This window comes from Streptomyces sp. NPDC046197, assembly GCF_040646295.1.
GTDB lineage: Bacteria > Actinomycetota > Actinomycetes > Streptomycetales > Streptomycetaceae > Streptomyces.
Window position 1 is genome coordinate 147505 of sequence record NZ_JBEYZY010000010.1, and the last position, 19143, is coordinate 166647.

General features: G+C 72.0%; 15 protein-coding genes and 1 pseudogene. 6 read left to right on the forward strand and 10 right to left on the reverse strand.

Annotated elements, in window-relative coordinates; genetic code table 11:
• Nucleotides 1-120: 120 nt before the first annotated feature.
• From AB0A61_RS16665 to AB0A61_RS16680, 4 genes are all read left to right on the forward strand, one after another.
• Entirely contained in the window at nt 121-717 is a 597-nt protein-coding gene (locus tag AB0A61_RS16665; protein ID WP_361292242.1) for a TetR/AcrR family transcriptional regulator, read from the forward strand.
• A gap of 400 nt (nt 718-1117) precedes the next feature.
• A complete protein-coding gene (locus AB0A61_RS16670; RefSeq protein WP_361292244.1) occupies nt 1118-1528 on the forward strand; it encodes a VOC family protein in 411 nt (136 codons plus the stop codon).
• Between the two features lie 59 nt (nt 1529-1587).
• Nucleotides 1588-1929, forward strand: a complete 342-nt coding sequence (locus AB0A61_RS16675; protein WP_361292246.1) for a VOC family protein — start codon at nt 1588-1590, stop codon at nt 1927-1929.
• Nucleotides 1930-2150: 221 nt separating this feature from the next.
• Entirely contained in the window at nt 2151-4073 is a 1923-nt protein-coding gene (locus tag AB0A61_RS16680; RefSeq protein ID WP_361292248.1) for a glycosyltransferase family 39 protein, read from the forward strand.
• A 15-nt stretch (nt 4074-4088) separates the two neighbouring features.
• Here AB0A61_RS16680 and AB0A61_RS16685 read toward each other — a convergent pair whose 3' ends face one another.
• The 7 genes from AB0A61_RS16685 to tkt are packed head-to-tail and all read right to left on the reverse strand — an operon-like array spanning nt 4089 to nt 13211.
• On the reverse strand, nt 4089-4682 hold the full coding sequence (locus AB0A61_RS16685) for a histidine phosphatase family protein (protein ID WP_361292250.1): 594 nt from the start codon (nt 4680-4682) through the stop codon (nt 4089-4091).
• A 6-nt stretch (nt 4683-4688) separates the two neighbouring features.
• Nucleotides 4689-5573 carry a phosphogluconate dehydrogenase (NAD(+)-dependent, decarboxylating) gene (gnd, locus tag AB0A61_RS16690; RefSeq protein WP_361292252.1) on the reverse strand — a complete coding sequence of 295 codons (885 nt, stop codon included), beginning with the start codon at nt 5571-5573 and terminating at the stop codon, nt 4689-4691.
• 6 nt (nt 5574-5579) lie between these two features.
• Entirely contained in the window at nt 5580-7229 is a 1650-nt protein-coding gene (gene pgi, locus AB0A61_RS16695; RefSeq protein ID WP_361292254.1) for a glucose-6-phosphate isomerase, read from the reverse strand.
• A 1-nt stretch (nt 7230) separates the two neighbouring features.
• Nucleotides 7231-8157 carry a glucose-6-phosphate dehydrogenase assembly protein OpcA gene (opcA, locus tag AB0A61_RS16700; RefSeq protein ID WP_361292256.1) on the reverse strand — a complete coding sequence of 309 codons (927 nt, stop codon included), beginning with the start codon at nt 8155-8157 and terminating at the stop codon, nt 7231-7233.
• Nucleotides 8154-9950 carry a glucose-6-phosphate dehydrogenase gene (gene zwf, locus AB0A61_RS16705; protein WP_361292258.1) on the reverse strand — a complete coding sequence of 599 codons (1797 nt, stop codon included), beginning with the start codon at nt 9948-9950 and terminating at the stop codon, nt 8154-8156. Before zwf ends, opcA begins: the two co-directional genes overlap by 4 nt.
• On the reverse strand, nt 9947-11116 hold the full coding sequence (gene tal, locus AB0A61_RS16710) for a transaldolase (protein ID WP_361292260.1): 1170 nt from the start codon (nt 11114-11116) through the stop codon (nt 9947-9949). The genes zwf and tal overlap by 4 nt, the downstream gene beginning before the upstream one ends.
• Before the next feature lie 19 nt (nt 11117-11135).
• Nucleotides 11136-13211 (reverse strand): transketolase, encoded by a 2076-nt coding sequence (gene tkt / locus AB0A61_RS16715; protein WP_361292262.1) that lies wholly within the window; start codon nt 13209-13211, stop codon nt 11136-11138.
• A 163-nt stretch (nt 13212-13374) separates the two neighbouring features.
• Between tkt and AB0A61_RS16720 the strand changes: the two genes are divergently transcribed.
• Complete coding sequence (locus tag AB0A61_RS16720; RefSeq protein WP_361292264.1) at nt 13375-14307, forward strand: AraC family transcriptional regulator; 933 nt, start codon at nt 13375-13377, stop codon at nt 14305-14307.
• Between the two features lie 143 nt (nt 14308-14450).
• Here the strand turns inward: AB0A61_RS16720 and AB0A61_RS16725 are convergent, their stop codons facing one another.
• Nucleotides 14451-15866 carry a glycoside hydrolase family 16 protein gene (locus tag AB0A61_RS16725; RefSeq protein WP_361292266.1) on the reverse strand — a complete coding sequence of 472 codons (1416 nt, stop codon included), beginning with the start codon at nt 15864-15866 and terminating at the stop codon, nt 14451-14453.
• A 412-nt stretch (nt 15867-16278) separates the two neighbouring features.
• Here AB0A61_RS16725 and AB0A61_RS16730 point away from each other — a divergent pair, with 412 nt between their 5' ends.
• Complete coding sequence (locus AB0A61_RS16730; protein ID WP_361292268.1) at nt 16279-17574, forward strand: lipase family protein; 1296 nt, start codon at nt 16279-16281, stop codon at nt 17572-17574.
• 88 nt (nt 17575-17662) lie between these two features.
• On the opposite strand, the gene AB0A61_RS16735 is transcribed toward AB0A61_RS16730, so the two are convergent.
• Complete coding sequence (locus AB0A61_RS16735; protein ID WP_361292270.1) at nt 17663-17914, reverse strand: hypothetical protein; 252 nt, start codon at nt 17912-17914, stop codon at nt 17663-17665.
• Nucleotides 17915-18155: 241 nt separating this feature from the next.
• A pseudogene (locus AB0A61_RS16740) lies at nt 18156-18755 on the reverse strand (beta-galactosidase domain 4-containing protein); the annotation flags it as partial.
• Between the last annotated feature and the right edge of the window lie 388 nt (nt 18756-19143).

Sequence of the window (19143 nt, forward strand, 5' to 3'; positions counted from 1 at the left end):
TTCACGACAGCGCTGTCCGCGACAGCGGCGCGACGGCTATGACGGCTGTCATAGTAGCGAGCTCTATGACGGCGGTCATAGAGTGGGCGCGGAAACGGCGCGCGGCGCGGGAGGTCGACGATGACGCAGTCCCAGCGGGGCCCGCGCGAGCGGATGGTCTTCAGCGCGGCCCAGCTCATCCGGCGCGACGGCGTCGGCGCCACGGGCATGCGGGCCGTCGCCGCCCACGCGCAGGCGCCGCGCGGATCGCTCCAGCACTACTTCCCGGGCGGCAAGGAACAGCTGGTCAACGAGGCGGTCGCCTGGGCCGGCGGGTACGCGGGCCGGCGGGTCGCACGGTTCCTCGCGGGGCTCGCCGAGCCGACCCCCAGCGGCCTGTTCGCCGCGATGGTGCGGCAGTGGACCGACGAGTACGAGACGGCCGGGTTCGCCTCCGGCTGCCCCGTCGCCGCGGCCACGGTGGAGTGCGCCACGTCCGGCGACTCCACGCGGGACGCGGCGGCGGCCGCCTTCGCGACCTGGCGGGAGCCCGTCGCCGGGGCCCTGACGGACATGGGCGTACCGGCCGGGCGCGCCGAGCCCCTCGCCACGCTGATGATCAGCGCCCTGGAGGGCGCGATCCTCATGGCCCGGGCCGAGCGGGACGTACGCCCCCTGACGACCGTGGCCCAGGAACTCGGCCCCCTCCTGGACGCGGCCGTCGTGTCCCCGTCCTGAAGGCAGGCCGGACGGGGCGGGACGGGGCGGGGCGGCGCGTCCCGGGTCGCACGGCCGGCCCCCGGATGCCCGGAGGGTCCGTCCGGCGGCTTTGAGACCCAGGCCCTGTCGTCGAATCCCCGCCTGCCCAGCGACGCCATGCACGCACTCTCGGTACGAGGACCGAGGCCCGGCACGCCGAGAGCACGCTCCCCCAAGCTCCCGGCTCCGCTCGAGCGGGGGGACCGCCATGACGTCGCCGGGGCCGCCCTCAGGGCGGGCGACGGGGATTTGACGACAGGACCTAGGGCTCGCGGTGCAGGGCGGACGGCCGATGGTTCGTGGATCAAGGTCCTTCTAGGCTTCCGATCGCGTCGCCTTCACCGGTGACATCCGCAGCCCGACACGAGAAGAGGTCACCATGCCCGTCAACGGCCGCAGCCACATCCGCGTCGCCCGCCCGTCCCTCGACCTGGCCGCGGCCGAGCGCTTCTGGGTCGGCGGACTCGGCCTCGACGTGATCTGGCGGGCCGAGGGCGGCCCGGAACCCGGAGAACACGATCTGCTGATGGTCGGCTGGCCGGATGCGGGCTGGCACCTGGAACTCGTCCATGAGCCCGCCGCCCCGGTCCGGCCGAGCCCCACCGAGGAGGACCTCCTCGTGGTCTACGTGGACGGCCCGGTCCCGGAGGACCTGGTCGCCCGGCTGGAGGAGCACGGCGGCAGGCGGGTGGCCTCGCCCAACCCGTACTGGAACGAGTGGGGAGTGACGGTCGAGGACCCGGACGGCTACCGGCTGGTGCTGTGCCGGCGGTCCTGGTCCAACGCATAGCCCCGGGAGCACGGCCGCGGGTGCTTGCCGCGCGTCCCGCCGCGTCCTAGCCTCCGCATGTGATCAATGGGGCACACGTCGTCGTCCACACCCGCGACGCGGAGGCCGACCGCGCCTTCCTGCGGGACGTACTGGGCTGGCCGTACGCCGACGCCGGCCACGGCTGGCTGATCTTCGCGGCGCCGCCCGCCGAGGTCGCCTGTCATCCGAGCGAGGGCGAGCCGGCCCTCGAGCTGATGCTCATGTGCGACGACCTCGACGCGACGATCGCCGAACTCACCTCGAAGGGCGTGGAGTTCACCCGGCCCGTGCAGGAGCCGCGCTGGGGCCGCGTCACCGCCTTCAGCCTCCCGGGCGGCGGCGAACTCGGCCTGTACGAACCGCGCCACCCGCGGCCCTAGGGTCCGTCCGGTTCAGTCCGCCGTGCGACCGGCCCGGGCCCAGCGGCCGGCGTGCTCGGGCGCCGTCAGGTAACCGCCGGGTGAGAGCCCGGTGTGATCTCCTTAGAAGTCGGGCCCTGTTCAGACTCCGTACAGCTCCAGCGGCAGATACTCACCAACATCCGGAATGCACCCTGCGTCCCGGATGGGGAGATACCCGGGGAGTCCTGAAAGGGCCAGTCATGCTCAGCCCCACCACGGAGTCGGCCGTACGGGTCGACGGGCCGCCGCCACCCCCGTCGACACGCTGCCCGAGCCCGGACCGGTACGAGCGGCCCGTACTGCTCGGCATAGCCGCCGTCGCCGCCCTGCTGTCGCTGTGGGGCATCGACAGCAGCGTGTACCACGGGTTCTACGCGAGCGCCGTGCGCAGCATGACCGACAGCCCGGTCGGCTTCTTCTACGGCTCCTTCGACCCGGGCAACACCATCACCCTCGACAAGCTCCCCGGCTTCCTGTGGCCGCAGGCCCTGTCGGCGCTGGTCTTCGGCTTCCACCCGTGGGCGCTGGTGCTGCCGCAGGCCATCGAGGGTGTCGCCTGCGTGATCCTGATCCATCTGCTGGTGCGCCGCTGGGCTGGCGTGCCGGCCGGCCTGCTGGCCGCCGCCTTCCTGACCCTCACCCCGGTGACCGTCGGCCTCGGCCGTTCCATCGTGGAGGACGCGCCGTTCGTCCTGCTGCTGCTCCTGGCGGCCGAGGCCACCTGGCGGGCCACCGAGCGGGCCCGCCTGCGCACCCTGCTGCTCGCGGGCGTCTGGGTGGGTGTGGCCTTCCAGTGCAAGATGCTGGAGGCCTGGGCGGTGCTGCCCGCGCTCGCCGTCACCTACCTCGTCGCCGCACCGGCGGGTCTGCGCCGCCGCCTCGTCCACCTGGCCCTGGCCGGCGCGGCGACCGTCGCGGTGTCGGCCTCCTGGATGGCGGTGGCCACCATCACCCCGGCCGCGGACCGCCCGTACCTCGACGGCACCACCGACAACTCGGCGTTCGGCCTGGTCGTCGGCTACAACTTCCTGACCCGTTTCGACGCGGTCGGTGTCGACGCGGCCGGCACCGGGAGCATCGTCGCCGGCCGGACGGTCCGCGCGGCCGGGTCGGGACCGGGCATGGGGGACAGCGTCTGGAAGATGTTCAGCCCCGGCCTCGCCACGCAGACCGGGTGGCTGTACCCGTTGGCCGCGTTCGGCCTCGTGGGGGGCGCGGTCGCCCTGTGGCGGCGGCGCGCACCCCGCACCGACCGTGTGCTCGCGGGCCAGCTGCTGTGGGGGGTGTGGCTGGCCACGTTCTTCCTGGTGTTCAGCTTCGGCAGCGTGACCGGGCACACCTACTACATGGGCGTCGTCGCGGTGGCGCTGGCCGCGCTGGCGGGAGCCGGGACCGTCCGCGGTGTACGCGCCTGCCGGGCCACGAGCAGGCGGATCGGGGCGCTGCCCGTGGTGCTCGCCGGAAACGTCGCCTGGTGCACGGCCCTGACGCTGTGGTACCCGCACTTCTTCCCCTGGGCGGCCCCCACGGCGGTCGCCCTGTGTCTGGCGGGACTGGCGCTGACCGGGGCCCGCCGGACCCGCCTGCGCACGGCGGGCCTGGCCGCCGCACTGGCCGCCGTTCTCCTCGTCCCCGCGGTGTGGTCCGCCTCGGCGCTCTCCCCGCGCTACAACGAGCCGGGTTCCATGGGCCGCGTCGGTCCCGCCAGCGTGCGCCCGGGCAACCCGCGGGCACGGCTCGGCCCGGCCCGGGAGCGTCTGCTGGCCTACCTCACCGCCCACCGGCAGGGCGCGGACTACCTGGCCGCCGTACCCGGCTGGTGGCAGGCCGCGCCCTACATCATCACGGCCAACGCCCGCGTCCTGCCCATGGGCGGCTTCACCGGCAAGGTCCCGTACCCGACGCCCGCACGCTTCCACCGGCTCATCGACACCGGCCGGCTCCGCTACGTCGTGCTGCGCCGCGCCGACGTCAGGGCGCTCCGGCGCCGGGCCGCCGTTACGCCCGTCGGTGCGCTCGAAGGCTGGACGGTCGCCCACTGCACGCTCGTCCCGGCGGCGGCCTACGGTTCACGCGACCAGTCGCAACTGCTGTACCGCTGCGGTCCGGGCCACGGGAAGTGACCCGGACCGGGCGGCTCACGGTGTCCTGTTCCACTCCGCGATCACGGGCCACCCGTGCTCCGTGGAGAGCCGGCTGACCGTGCCGGTGGCCAGCTGGAACAGCCGTCCCTGCGCCGGCGGCAGGCCCAGCCGACGGGCCGTCAGTACCCGCAGGAAGTGGCCGTGGGCCACCAGGACCACGTCGCCGGTGCGGTCGGCCAGGGCCGCGTCCGCCCTGGCCAGCACCCGGTCGGCGCGCCGCCCCACCTGCTGCGGCGACTCACCGGGACCGCCCTGTGGACCGGGCGGCACCCCGTCGGTCCACAGGTCCCAGTCGGGTCGGGTGCGGTGTATCTCGCGGGTGGTGACGCCCTCGTAGGCGCCGTAGTCCCACTCGTGCAGGTCCGGATCCGCCACGGCCCCGGTCAGGCCCGCGAGTTCGGCGGTGCGCACGGCACGGCCGAGCGGGCTGGTGAGTACGAGCGCGTAGGTCCGGTCGGTGAGAAGCGGAGCGAGGGACTTGGCCTGCTCCTCGCCGCGCTGGGTCAGGGGCAGGTCGGTGTGGCTGGTGTGCTGTCCCGACAGGCTCCATTCCGTCTCGCCGTGGCGGACCAGCAGCAGGTCCCCCACGGCGCGTCAGTCCTTCTTCGCCGACTCGACGGCGTGGCCGCCGAACTGGTTGCGCAGCGCCGCGACCATCTTCATCTGCGGGGAGTCGTCCTGGCGGGAGGCGAAGCGGGCGAAGAGCGAGGCGGTGATCGCCGGCAGCGGCACCGCGTGGTCGATCGCAGCCTCGACGGTCCACCGGCCCTCGCCGGAGTCCTCCGCGTAGCCGCGCAGTTTGTCCAGGTGCTCGTCCTCGTCCAGTGCGTTCACCGCGAGGTCGAGCAGCCAGGAGCGGATGACCGTGCCCTCCTGCCAGGAGCGGAAGACCTCCCGCACGTCGGTGACCGACGGAACCTTCTCCAGCAGCTCCCAGCCCTCGGCGTAGGCCTGCATCATGGCGTACTCGATGCCGTTGTGGACCATCTTCGCGAAGTGGCCCGCGCCGACCCGGCCCGCATGGACGAAGCCGTACGGGCCCTCGGGCTTGAGCGCGTCGAAGATCGGCTGGAGCCGCTCGACGTGCTCGTTGTCGCCGCCGACCATCAGGGCGTAGCCGTTCTGCAGACCCCACACGCCGCCGGAGACGCCCGCGTCGACGAAGCCGATGCCCCTGATGCCCAGCTCGGCGGCGTGCTTCTCGTCGTCGGTCCAGCGGGAGTTGCCGCCGTCGACGACGGTGTCGCCCTCCTGCAGCAGGTCCCTGAGTTCGTCGACGACCGTCTGGGTCGCCGTGCCGGCCGGGACCATCACCCAGACCGTGCGCGGGGCGTCGAGCTGCTCGACCAGTTCGTTGAGCGTCTTCACGTCGGAGAGGTCGGGATTGCGGTCGTAGCCGATGACCGTGTGGCCGGCATTGCGGAGGCGCTCGCGCATGTTGCCGCCCATCTTGCCGAGACCGATGAGTCCGATCTGCATATCAGTTCACTTCTTCCTGAGCGTGCGGTAGGCGGCCACGAGCGCGGCGGTGGACGGGTCCAGCCCCGGCACCTCGGCGCCTTCGGTCAGTGCGGGCTCGACGCGCTTGGCGAGCACCTTGCCGAGCTCGACACCCCACTGGTCGAAGGAGTCGATGTTCCAGATCGCGCCCTGTACGAACACCTTGTGCTCGTAGAGGGCGACCAGCTGGCCGAGCACCGACGGGGTCAGCTCGGTCGCCAGAACGGTCGTGGTGGGGCGGTTTCCCCTGAAGGTGCGGTGCGCCACCTGCTCCTCGGGCACCCCCTCGGCACGCACCTCCTCGGCGGTCTTGCCGAAGGCCAGCGCCTGTCCCTGCGCCAGCATGTTCGCCATCAACAAGTCGTGCTGCGCCTTGAGTTCCCCGCTCAGCTCGTCCACCGGGTTGGCGAACCCGATCAGGTCGGCCGGGATCAGCTTGGTGCCCTGGTGGATCAACTGGTAGTAGGCGTGCTGCCCGTTGGTGCCGGGCGTGCCCCACACCACCGGACCGGTCTGCCACTCCACGGGCCGGCCGTCGCGCTGCACCGACTTGCCGTTGGACTCCATGTCCAGCTGCTGCAGGTAGGCGGTGAACTTCGACAGGTAGTGCGAGTACGGCAGCACCGCGTGCGTCTGCGCGTCGAAGAAGTTGTTGTACCAGATCCCCAACAGGCCAAGGATCAAGGGGGCGTTGGCCTCGGCCGGCGCGTTGCGGAAGTGGTCGTCGACGATGCGGAAGCCGTCGAGCATCTCCCGGAAGCGGTCCGGGCCGATGGCGATCATCAGCGACAGGCCGATGGCGGAGTCGTAGGAATAGCGACCGCCGACCCAGTCCCAGAACTCGAACATGTTGTCCGGGTCGATGCCGAACTCGGTGACCTTGCGCGCGTTGGTCGACAGGGCCACGAAGTGCCGGGCCACCGCCTTCTCGTCGCCGCCGAGCCCGCCGAGCAGCCAGGAGCGCGCCGAGGTCGCGTTCGTGATCGTCTCGATGGTGGTGAAGGTCTTGGAGGCGACGATGAACAGCGTCTCGGCCGGGTCCAGGTCGCGTACCGCCTCGTGCAGGTCGGCACCGTCGACGTTCGAGACGAACCGGAAGGTCAACTCCCGTGCCGTGTAGGGGCGCAGTGCCTCGTACGCCATCGCGGGGCCGAGGTCGGAGCCACCGATGCCGATGTTGACGACATTGCGGATCCGCCGCCCGGTGTGGCCGGTCCACTCGCCGGAGCGCACCCGGTCGGCGAACCCGCTCATCTTGTCGAGGACCGCGTGCACCCGGGGGACGATGTTCTCCCCGTCGACCTCGACGACCGCGTCCGGGGCGGCGCGCAGGGCGGTGTGCAGGACGGCCCGGTTCTCGGTGACATTGATCCTCTCACCGCGGAACATGGCGTCGCGCAGGCCGAACACGTCGGTGGCGGTGGCCAGTTCCTGCAGCAGGGCGAGGGTCTCGTCGGTGACGAGGTGCTTGGAGTAGTCGATGCGCAGGTCACCGACGCGCACCGTGAGGCGCTCGGCCCGGGAGGGATCCGCCGCGAACAGCTCCCGCAGACTGGGATGCTGCATCTGCTGGGCGCGGTGGTCCTCCAGGGCGGTCCACTCCGGCCGCCGGTTGAGCATGGGGGTGTGGGACATGTCAGACGGTCTCCTTGAGGCCCTCGCCGCGCAGGGCGACGGCGTACATCTCGTCGGCGTCGAGGCGGCGGAGCTCCTCGGCGATGAGTTCGGAGGTGGTCCGGACCTTCAGCGCGAGGGTGCGCGGCGGCTGGCCCGGCAGCGTCAGCGTGGCCAGCGGACCCTCCGGCCGGTCGATGACGATCTCCCCGTTGTCGGTGCCGAGCCGTACGGCCGTGACGACCGGGCCGGCGGTGACGACGCGGTCGGCCCTGACGTTCAGCCGGGCCTCCAGCCAGCGCGCCAGCAGTTCGGCGCTCGGGTTGTCCGCCTCGGCCTCCACGGCCGCCGAGGTCACCTGCACCCGGGCCTGGTCCAGGGCCGCGGCCAGCATCGAGCGCCACGGCGTCAGCCGGGTCCAGGCGAGGTCGGTGTCGCCGGGCGCGTAGGTGCGCACGCGGGTCTGCAGGACCTCCAGGGGCCGCTCGACGGCGTACAGGTCGGTGATCCGGCGCTGGGCGAGCGCGCCCAGCGGGTCCTGGGAGGGATTGTCGGGCGCGTCCACCGGCCACCACACGACCACCGGGGCGTCCGGCAGCAGCAGGGGCAGGACCACGGAGTCGGCGTGGTCGGACACATCGCCGTAGGTACGCAGCACGACCGTCTCGCCGGTGCCGGCCTCCGAGCCGACCCGCACCTCCGCGTCCAGCCGGGAGCTCGTGCGGTCCCGCAGGGTGCGGACGTGCCGCTTGATGACGACCAGGGTCCGCGAGGGGTGCTCGTGCGAGGCCTCCTCGGCCGCCTTGAGCGCGTCGTAGGCGTTCTCCTCGTCGGTGACGATGACCATCGTCAGGACCATGCCCACGGCGGGGGTGCCGATGGCGCGGCGGCCCTGCACCAGCGCCTTGTTGATCTTGCTTGCCGTGGTGTCGGTGAGGTCGATCTTCATGGCCTGCGCCAGCTCCGTCCGTCTCGTGCGAGCATCTCGTCGGCTTCCCGGGGACCCCATGTGCCGGCGGGGTACTGCGCGGGCCTGCCGTGCCTGTCCCAGTACTCCTCGATCGGGTCGAGGACCTTCCAGGACTCTTCCACCTCCTGGTGACGGGGGAACAAATTGGCGTCACCGAGCAGGACGTCCAGGATGAGACGCTCGTACGCCTCCGGGCTGGACTCCGTGAAGGACTCGCCGTAGGCGAAGTCCATCGACACGTCCCGGATCTCCATCGAGGTGCCCGGCACCTTCGAACCGAACCGGACCGTCATGCCCTCGTCCGGCTGGACGCGGATGACGATGGCGTTCTCGCCGAGTTCCTCGGTGGCCGTGGTGTCGAAGGGGGAGTGCGGTGCCCGCTGGAAGACGACCGCGATCTCCGTCACCCGGCGGCCGAGCCGCTTGCCGGTGCGCAGGTAGAAGGGGACGCCCGCCCAGCGGCGGTTGTCGATCTCCAGCTTGACCGCGGCGTAGGTGTCGGTCTTCGACTTCTTGTCGATGCCCTCTTCCTCGAGGTAGCCGATGACCTTCTCGCCGCCCTGCCAGCCGGCCGCGTACTGCCCGCGCACCGTGTGGACGCCCAGGTCCTGCGGGAGCCGCACGGACTTGAGCACCTTGAGCTTCTCGGTGACCAGCGCCTCGGCATCGAAGGCGATCGGCTCCTCCATCGCGGTGAGCGCCATCAGCTGCAGCAGGTGGTTCTGGATGACGTCCCGGGCGGCGCCGATGCCGTCGTAGTAGCCGGCGCGCCCGCCGATGCCGATGTCCTCGGCCATCGTGATCTGCACATGGTCGACGTACGAACGGTTCCAGACCGGTTCGTACATCTGGTTGGCGAAGCGCAGCGCCAGGATGTTCTGGACGGTCTCCTTGCCGAGGTAGTGGTCGATGCGGAAGACCTGCTCCGGTTCGAAGACCTCGTGCACGATCCGGTTCAGCTCGCGGGCGCTCGCCAGGTCGCGACCGAACGGTTTTTCGATCACGGCGCGTCGCCAGGAGCCCTGCGGCGCGTTCGCCAGCCCGTGCTTCTTCAGCTGCTGCACGACCTTGGGGAAGAATTTCGGCGGCACGGAGAGGTAGAAGGCGAAGTTGCCGCCGGTGCCGCGGGAGGTGTCCAGCTCGTCGACGGCCGTCTTGAGGTGCTTGAAGGCCGTGTCGTCGTCGAAGTCGCCGGGAACGAACCGCATGCCCTCGGAGAGCTGCTGCCAGACCTCCTCGCGGAACGGCGTTCGGGAGTGCTCCTTGACGGCCTCGTACACCACCTGGGCGAAGTCCTGGTCCTCCCAGTCCCGCCGGGCGAAGCCGACGAGCGAGAAGCCCGGCGGCAGCAGACCGCGGTTGGCCAGGTCGTACACGGCCGGCATCAGCTTCTTGCGGGACAGGTCGCCGGTGACGCCGAAGATGACGAGCCCGGAGGGGCCCGCGATCCGGGGCAGCCGGCGGTCGCGGGGGTCACGCAGCGGATTCACCCATTCGGTGGCCGGCGCGACCGGGAGCCGCCCGTCGGACCCCGGGCCGCCGGACTTCGCGGCGGCCCGGCCCCCGGCCCGGGTGGCGGCGGATGCGTCGCTCTTCGTGGCGGCCGGTGCACCGGCCCCGGCGGCGGCAGCGTCACCCGGGGCGGCGGTGGCCGCGTCACCCGGGGCGGCAGTGTCCGCGGCCGGGCTCCTGGTGTCGTCGGCGGCAGCGGTGGCCCCGGCCCCAGCGGCCTCGGGGACCTCGGCCGCCGCGTCGGCGGGCTTCTTCGTCATTCCGCGTCAACTCCCTTGCTGTCCAGGGACTTCGTGACCGCGTCCAGCAGGTCCTGCCAGGCCGCCTCGAACTTGGCGACGCCCTCGTCCTCGAGCTGCTGCACGACCTCGTCGTAGGAGATCCCCAGCCGCTCGACGGCCGCCAGGTCGGCACGGGCCTGTGCGTAGCCACCGGTCACCGTGTCGCCGGTGATGTCGCCATGGTCGGCGGTGGCCGTCAGCGTGGCCTCCGGCATGGTGTTCACCGTGCCGGGCGCGACCAGCTCGTCCACATACAGCGTGTCCTTGTACGCCGGATCCTTCACCCCGGTGGACGCCCACAGGGGGCGCTGCTCGTTGGCACGGGCGCCGGCCAGGGCGCGCCAGCGCTCACTTGGCCGTGTCCCCCGGTCGGCGGAGCCGAACACGGCCTCGTAGGCCTCGTAGGCCAGCCGCGCGTTCGCCAGCGCCGCCCGGCCCTTCAGGGCGAGGGCCTCGTCGGTGCCCCGCAGCGTGAGCCGCTTGTCGATCTCCGTGTCGACGCGGGAGACGAAGAAGGAGGCGACGGAGTGGATCGTCGCCAGGTCCAGGCCGGCTGCCTGCGCCTTCTCCAGACCGGCGAGGTAGGCGTCCATCACCTCGCGGTAGCGCTGCAGGGAGAAGATCAGCGTCACGTTGACACTGATACCCAGCCCGACGACCTCCGTGATGGCCGGCAGGCCCGCCCGGGTCGCCGGGATCTTGACCATCACGTTGGGGCGGTCGACCAGCCACGCGAGCTGCCTGGCCTCGGCGACGGTCGCCGCCGTGCGGTGCGCCAGCCGGGGGTCCACCTCGATGGACACCCGCCCGTCCCGGCCGCCGGTCGCGTCGTACACCGGCCGCAGCACGTCGGCGGCGGCGCGCACGTCGGCGGTGGTCATCATGCGTACGGCCTCGTCGACCGTGACGCCGCGCGCCGCCAGGTCGGCAAGCTGCTCCTCGTACCCCTCGCCCGAGCCGATGGCGGCCTGGAAGATCGACGGGTTGGTGGTGACGCCGACGACGCTCCCGCTCTCGACGAGCCCGGCCAGGTTCCCCGAGGTGATGCGCCCCCGCGACAGGTCGTCCAGCCAGATGGAGACGCCCTCGTCGGACAGGCGCTTGAGCGCTCCCGCGGTTGCGGTTGCTTCGGTCACAGTGATCATCTTTCTTGTCGCGTTCGGATCAGCCGCGCGCGGCGGCCAGCGATGCGCGGGCCGCGGCGGCGACGTTCTCGGGGGTGAAGCCGAACGCGGCGAGCAGCGTCGCCGCGTCGGCGGAGGCACCGAAGTGTTCGAGGGACACGATGCGTCCCGCGTCGCCCACGAAGCGGTACCACGTCAGAGCGATGCCGGCCTCCACGGCGACGCGTGCCCTGACGGACGGCGGCAGCACGCCGTCGCGGTACTCGCGCGGCTGCTCCTCGAACCACTCCACCGACGGCATCGACACCACCCGGGTGCCGACGCCCTCGGCCTCCAGCCGCTCCCGCGCGGCCACGGCGAGCTGCACCTCGGACCCGGTGGCGATCAGGATCAGCTCCGGCACCGGTGTGGAGGACTCGCGCAGGACGTAGCCGCCCCTGGCCGCGTCCGGGTTCGGCGCGTAGGTCGGCACACCCTGGCGGGTGAGCGCGAGGCCGTGCGGGGCCGGCCGGGTGGTGTGCCGCTTCAGGATCTCGGCCCACACGATCGCCGTCTCGTTGGCGTCGGCCGGGCGGACGACGTTCAGGCCCGGGACGGCGCGCAGCGAGGCCAGGTGCTCGACCGGCTGGTGGGTGGGGCCGTCCTCGCCCAGGCCGATGGAGTCGTGCGTCCACACGTACGTCACCGGCAGCTGCATCAGGGCCGACATGCGCACCGCGTTGCGCATGTAGTCGGAGAACACCAGGAAGGTGCCGCCGTAGATGCGGGTGTTGCCGTGCAGGGCGATGCCGTTCATCTCCGCGGCCATGGAGAACTCGCGGATGCCGAAGTGGACGGTGCGGCCGTAGGGGTTGGCCTCCGGCAGCGGGTTGCCCTCGGGCAGGAAGGACGACGTCTTGTCGATCGTGGTGTTGTTCGAGCCGGCCAGGTCGGCGGAGCCGCCCCACAGCTCGGGGAGGACCTCGCCGAGCGCCTGCAGCACCTTGCCGGAGGCGGCGCGGGTGGCCAGGGCCTTGCCCTCCTCGAAGACCGGCAGGACGTCCTCCCAGCCCTCGGGCAGCCTGCCCGTCACGACCCGGTCGAACAGCCCGGCCCGCTCCGGGTTGGCGCCGCGCCACTTGTCGATCCGCTTGTCCCAGGCGGCGTGTGCCTCGGCACCCCGGTCCAGGGCCCGCCGGGCGTGGGCGAGGACCTCGTCGTCCACCTGGAAGGCCCGCTCCGGGTCGAAACCGAGGAGGCGCTTGGTGGCTGCGACCTCGTCCTCGCCGAGGGCCGAGCCGTGGGCGGCCTCGGTGTTCTGAGCGTGCGGGGCGGGCCAGGCGATGATGGTGCGCATCGCGATGATCGAGGGGCGCCCGGTCTCGGCCTGTGCCGCCTTCAGCGCCGTGAAGAGCGCCGCCACGTCGATGTCGCCGTTCTCCGCGGGCAGGATCCGCTGCACGTGCCAGCCGTAGGCCTCGTAGCGCTTCAGCACGTCCTCGGAGAAGGCGGTGGCCGTGTCGCCCTCGATGGAGATGTGGTTGTCGTCGTAGAGGAAGACCAGGTTGCCGAGCCTTTGGTGGCCGGCCATCGAGGAGGCCTCGGCGGAGACGCCCTCCTCCAGGTCGCCGTCGGAGACGATCGCCCAGATGGTGTGGTCGAACGGGGACTCGCCCTCGGGCGCGTCCGGGTCGAACAGACCGCGCTCGTAGCGGGCGGCCATCGCCATGCCGACGGCGTTGGCGACGCCCTGGCCGAGCGGGCCGGTGGTGGTCTCCACACCCGCGGTGTGACCGTACTCGGGATGACCGGGCGTCTTCGAACCGTTCGTGCGGAACGCCCTCAGGTCGTCCAGCTCCAGCTCGTACCCCGCCAGGTACAGCTGTGTGTACAGGGTGAGCGAGGTGTGGCCGGGGGACAGGACGAAACGGTCGCGGCCCGTCCACTCCGGATCGGCCGGGTCGTGACGCATCACCTTCTGAAAGATCGTGTACGCGGCCGGGGCCAGGCTCATCGCGGTGCCCGGGTGTCCGTTGCCCACCTTTTGCACGGCATCGGCCGCCAGCAGACGGGCGGTGTCGACGGCACGCCGGTCGAGGTCGGTCCACTCGAAGCGGTCTGGTGTCTGCGTGCTCATCTTCAAGAAGTCCTCAAAGGAAGCGGTGTTGGCGCCGGATGTGTTCGAACTTAAAAGTCTGACTTTTCTTCGGGAAGGTCGTCGTGCGTCAGCCTGTGGTGAAACTGGGACACACTGATGGCCCATACGGCCCGGCGGGCGATCGAGGCGGCACGAGAAGAACATGCAGGACACAGCGGACAGAACCGTCCAAGGAGCGGACGGCGCCCCGGGCGGCGACGGCAACGGTGACGGTGACGGGATCAGAACCTTCCCCTTCCCGGTCGACCTCAGCGTCTGCGGTGTCGGCATGCAGATCGGCCCGATGGGCATCGATCGCACCTGGCACGCCGAGGCGCCCCTGCACCGCGTCCACCGCATCGACTTCCACGTGGTCATGCTCTTCAGTCACGGCCCCGTACGGCACATGGTCGACTTCGCCGAGTACGAGGCCTTGGCCGACGACGTGCTGTGGATCCGCCCGGGACAGGTCCACCGCTTCTCGAAGACCAGCGAGTACCGCGGAACCGTCCTGACCATGCAGCCCGGCTTCCTGCCCCGCGCCACCGTCGAGGCCACCGGCCTGTACCGCTACGACCTCCCGCCCCTGCTGCACCCCGGCGACGCCCAGCGCGACGGCCTGAGGGCCGCACTCGCCCAACTGCAACGCGAGTACGAGGACACCGAGACGCTGCCGCTGAGCCTGCACACCGCGGTGCTGCGCCACTCGCTCACCGCATTCCTGCTGCGCCTGGCCCATCTCGCGGCGAGCTCGGCGGAGGCGGAGCGGCGCCGGGACGAGACGCCCTTCACCCTCTTCCGCGACGCGGTCGAGCAGGGCTTCACCACCAACCACAGCGTCAGCGCCTACGCCGACGCCCTCGGTTACTCCCGCCGCACCCTCGTCCGCGCGGTCCGCGCCGCCACCGGCGAGACGCCCAAGGGCTTCATCGACAAACGCGTCGTCCTGGAGGCCAAGCGTCTGCTGGCCCACACGGACCTGCCCATAGGCCGCGTCGGCGCCGCGGTGGGCTTCGCCGACGCGGCCAACTTCTCCAAGTTCTTCCAACTCCGCACGGGCCGGACGCCGGTGACGTTCCGCTCGGAGCTGCGCTGACCCTCAGGCCCCAATCCGCCGGGCAGACCCTACGACGGCTGCGGCTGCGGCTGCCGCTGCCGCTGCGCCGGCCAGGGCATGCGCCCCACGAGCGAGTCGCGCATCCTGGGCACTAGGACCACGGTCCGCTCCTCCGGCTGGATTCAGTGGCCGAAGTTGAACCAGTTGACGTTCACGAAGTCCGCCGACTGGCCGCTGGTGAAGGTGAGGTACACATCGTGGGTGCCGGTCACCGGCCCGATGTTCGCCGGAACCGTCCGCCACGACTGCCAGCCGCCCGTGTTGGCCACCGCGAAGCTGCCGACGGGGGCGTTGGAACGACTGTCCAGGCGTATTTCGACCAGTCCGCTGACCCCGTTCGCCGCGCCGCTGGCGACTCGGGCGTAGAACTGGTGCGCCGCCGTGGAGCCGAAGTCGACGCCCCTGTACAGGGCCCAGTCGCCGTTGGCGAGGGAGCCGATGTCCTGGCCGCCGCCGGTGTCCGTGGTGGTCTCGGGAATCACGCCGGACTGGCCGTCGTACGACTCGGCCTGGATGGCGCCGTAGGCGTCGCGGTTGCCGGAGGGCGGAGGCGTGGTGCCGCCGCCACCGCCCGAGGACTGCAGCACCTGCACGTAGTCCACCACCATCGGGTGGCCGGGCTCGGTGCCGCCGTCCGGGCCGCCGCCGAACGCCGCCGGGAAGCCGCCGCCCATCGCCACGTTCAGGATCACGAAGAAGCCGTGGTCGGTGGCGTTCGCCCAGGTCGTCGCGTCGACCTGGTTGGCCTTCACGGTGTGGAAGTCGACGCCGTCGAGGGAGAACCGGATCTCCTCGGGGCTGGTCGAGCGGTCCCATTCCATGGCGTAGGTGTGGAAGCCGGACTGACAGGTGGTGCCGGTGCAGGACGTCGAACTGCCGATGCCCGACGTCTCGTTGCAGGGGCCGCCGGGGTTGGTGCCGCAGTGCATGGTGGCCCAGTCGGTGTTGAGGCCCTGGACGTTCTCCATGATGTCCAGCTCGCCGACGCCCGGCCAGTTCTGGTAGTTGCCGCGATAGGGCGCCCCCAGCATCCAGAACGCCGGCCAGTATCCCTTGGCGGCGGCGCCGGTCACGTTGGGCATCTGGATGCGGGCCTCGACACGGAGCTTGCCGCCGACCGGGGGCCGGAAGTCGGTGCGGTTGGTCTCGATACGGCCCGAGGTCCAGTTGCCGCCCGCGTCGCGGCGCGGGGTGATGAGCAGGTCTCCGTTGCCGTCGAGCGCGACGTTGCTGGTGCCGGCGGTCATCGTCTCGACCTCGCCGGTGCCCCAGTTGGCCGCACCGCCGGGATACGACGTGCCGGTGTCGTACTGCCAGTCGGCCGTGTCGACGCCGGAACCGGCGGGGCCGTTGAAGTCGTCCAGGAAGACCTGCGTCCAGCCGGACGGCGGCGTGGGCGCGGAGGCGCTCGCGGGCGGTGTCGCCGCCGTGGCGGCGGCCGCCGCGAGAGCGAGCGTGCCGAGAACCGCGACCAGCGCCCGCCGGAGGGGACGCCGTCTGTGACGGGTGGGGGAGGGGGTGCCGAAGGGTTCACTCATGGGGGGTGCCTCTCGGGTACGGAGGGGATGCGCGGGGTGGGCCGCTCCAGTGCGCCCGCTGGGGTTGTGAGAGCAGTCATGGGAGCGCTCTCACGCGGTTGGTGCGCCCGCCAATGTGCTCTCAGCCCCTCCGGTCGTCAAGCCTTGAAACAATACAAACTCCTTTGTCGGCAGGCGAGTTCAGCGCTTGAAGGGGAGATTTCCGGGATCTCCGTGCGGGGTGCGTTTCTCGCCCGGCGCATGGTCGCGGTGGGCTTCTGCGCGACCGCCGTGGGCGTTGTCATCGGCGTGCGGTTCGAGTGCCCGCACTTCGTCCGCGGTTGACTATGCGCGTCTACCTACTCATCCGTAACCTACGCGGCCGTAGGTTCATCCCCCCCCACCGCTGAACTCAGAAGGGACGTCTGAGTCGATGTCACACCCGTCGAGGAAGCCGCTGCCGACAAGAGCCGCCCTGCTCGGCACCGGCGCCCTGATCTCCGGTCTGCTGACCGTGCCCACCGTGACCGCGTCGGCCGGTGAGCAGCCCGTCTGCTCCGCCCCGGACGCCGCGATCTACCAGGCCCCCCTCCCCGCGACCGCCGCACCGGGCGAGGTCGTCGCCTGCCGCGAGGCCGACTCCCTGCCGATGGTCGGCAACGGCACCCCGCTGACCGCCTGGAAGGTGCAGTACGGGTCGACCGACGCACGGGGCCGGCGGATCGCCGTGGCCGGCACCGTCGTCGTACCGCGCGCCCCGTGGCCCGGACCCGGACAGCGGCCGCTGGTCGCGTTCGTGCCCGGCACCCTGGGCATCGGACCGCAGTGCGCCTTCTCCAAACAACTCGCCGGCCAGTACCAGGACGCCTACGAGGGCCCGAACATCTCCGCGCTGCTCAAGGCCGGTTACGCCGTCGCCGCCACCGACGGCGCCGGCTACCTCGACGGCCAGGTGCACCCGTACGTCTCCGGGCCCGACGCCGGACACGCCGTCCTCGACATGGCACGCGCCGCGTCCCGGGTGCCGGGCAGCGGGGTGAGCCCCGAGGCGCCCGTCGGCATCTGGGGCTACTCCGAAGGCGGTGCCGGAAGCCTGTGGGCCGCGCAACTGGCCCGGTCCTACGCCCCGGAGCTGAAGGTGGTCGGCTCGGCGTCCGGGGGGATACCCGCCGACCTGCGGGCGGAGGCACTCCACCTCGACGGCGGGGCGTTCGCCGGATTCCTGGTGGACGCGGTGATCGGCATGATCCTCACCCACCCGGAGATGCCGCTGCCCGATCTCCTCGACGACCAGGGCCGCAAGGCCTTCCAGGACGCCGAGTCGCTGTGCGCGGTCGGCACCGTCGCGCGCTTCGTGGGCACCCAGTTCCAGCAGTACACCAAGGACCGGCTCACCATGAAGCAGATCCTCGCGCTCAGCGGGCCGGACGGCACCACCTGGGGGCAGGCCGTCGACGCCAACCGGCTCGGCGTCGACGTCGGCCGGCCGGGCTCCGGGGCCCGCTACGAGATCGGCTTCCCGGTCCTGCAGTACCGCGGCGCCCTGGACGAGGTGATCCCCGCCGAGGTCGCCGACGCCGCCCGCCGCGCCTACTGCGCCGCGGGCGTCGACACCACGTGGACCTCGTACCCGGCGGACCACCTCCTCGGCGACGGGCAGGCGGTCAACGACTCGGTCGCCTGGCTCGGCGACCGCTTCGCGGGCAAGCCCGCCTCCGGCACCTGCTGAAGGGTCTGAAGGTCCCCGCGCCGCGCCACCACGGCGCGGGGACCGGAAACCCCCAGTAATCCGGTGAGAGCCAAGAGGTGACGTCACATCAGGTGGATACGACGTCGACGAACACGGGGTTGGAATAGAACCACGTGTCCGCCCACGGGTCACCGTTGCCGTCCAGGGAGGCGCCCCGCACGCGCTGCCGGGTGCCGCCTCGGCGACGCCCGGCAGCGCGTGGCGTCCCGCCCCCGGCGGTGGCCGCGGCGCCGAGCAGCGCGGTGGCCCTGAGGAAGCCGCGTCTTCCGGCACCGGCCTGGGCGGTGTGGTCCTCGGGGTGGTCGGCTGAAGTGCACACGTGGGCTCCGTGAAGGGGGCAGGGGCGACACGGGCGACGGGGGCGACGTGGGCGAGGAGGCGTGGGGAAGTCAGACGACGCGCAGTGGCCGACTCCGGCGCGGGACGCCTGCGGGGGTGGGGCGGGGAGCTGAGGGGGCCGGGGTGCGGGAGGCCACGATGTCGGGACCGGGGGAGGCCGTGAGGTCGGGTCCGTGGGTGGTCGTGGGGGTGGTTGTGTCGGTGGTCGGCGTGGGTGCGGCGGCGGGGCGTAGCCGCACCCGCGAGACGCACACCCGGGTACCCGGTGCTGCCCAGGGCAGGTGCTCCGCCGTGGTCACGCGCACCGTCAGCCACGCCTCGCCGCCGTCACGGGGCACCGCGAAGGGCAGGGGCACCGCCTCCGTCTGCCCCGGCCGCAGATCGGGCAGGTCGGCCGGGGCCGTCAGCGTACGGCCGTCGGCGAGGGACAGCTCCCATTCGCCCGCCAGCCAGTCCAGGCCGTGCACGTGCTGGTGGTTGGCGAGCACGATGCCCTCGTGCCGGTAGCACCGGATCCGCACCGGGGCGGCGATCTCCCGGCGCGCGTACGGCGCGCGCTCCGGCGGGCGGTCGGGGAAGACCACGCCGTCCGCGACGAACGCGCCGCCGTGGACCACCTCGCCGAAGCCGCCGCCGTACGCCCACCGGTGACCGGGCGCGGCGACACCACTTGCGTACCGCCCGGAGCTCACACGCCCGGGCGCTCTGCCGTCGCTCACGCGCTGGAGGATGCCGTGGTCCCAGAACTCCCGGATGAAGCCGCCCTGAAGCCCCGGGGTGGACTCGATGGCAGGCCAGTGGTCCGCGACGGTGCCGTCCGCTCCGTGGGCTCCGGGCGGACGGCCCGCCCGGCGAGGTGCACGGCGGCGCCGCCGTCGAGGCGCCGCCGGTCGTGCGGGCCATGATCGGGGCGAGGACGAGTGACCGCGCGGTCCTGCTCGCCGGCCCGGCGAAGGTCTCGGGCTCGGGGACGGCGAAAGCCCCGGGCGCGGGCTCGGTGAGGGCCCGCGGACCGGGCGGCCCCGACGTGTACGTCGGCCCCGTGGTGACCGGCGCGCCGGTGGCCGCGACGATGCGCCCGCGCTGTGGGTGCCGTGTTGAGGTGGGTGTGGCGATGCGCCCGCGCTGTGGGTGCCGTGTTGAGGTGGGTGTGGCGATGCGCCCGCGCTGTGGGTGCCGTGTTGAGGTGGGTGTGGCGATGCGCCCGCG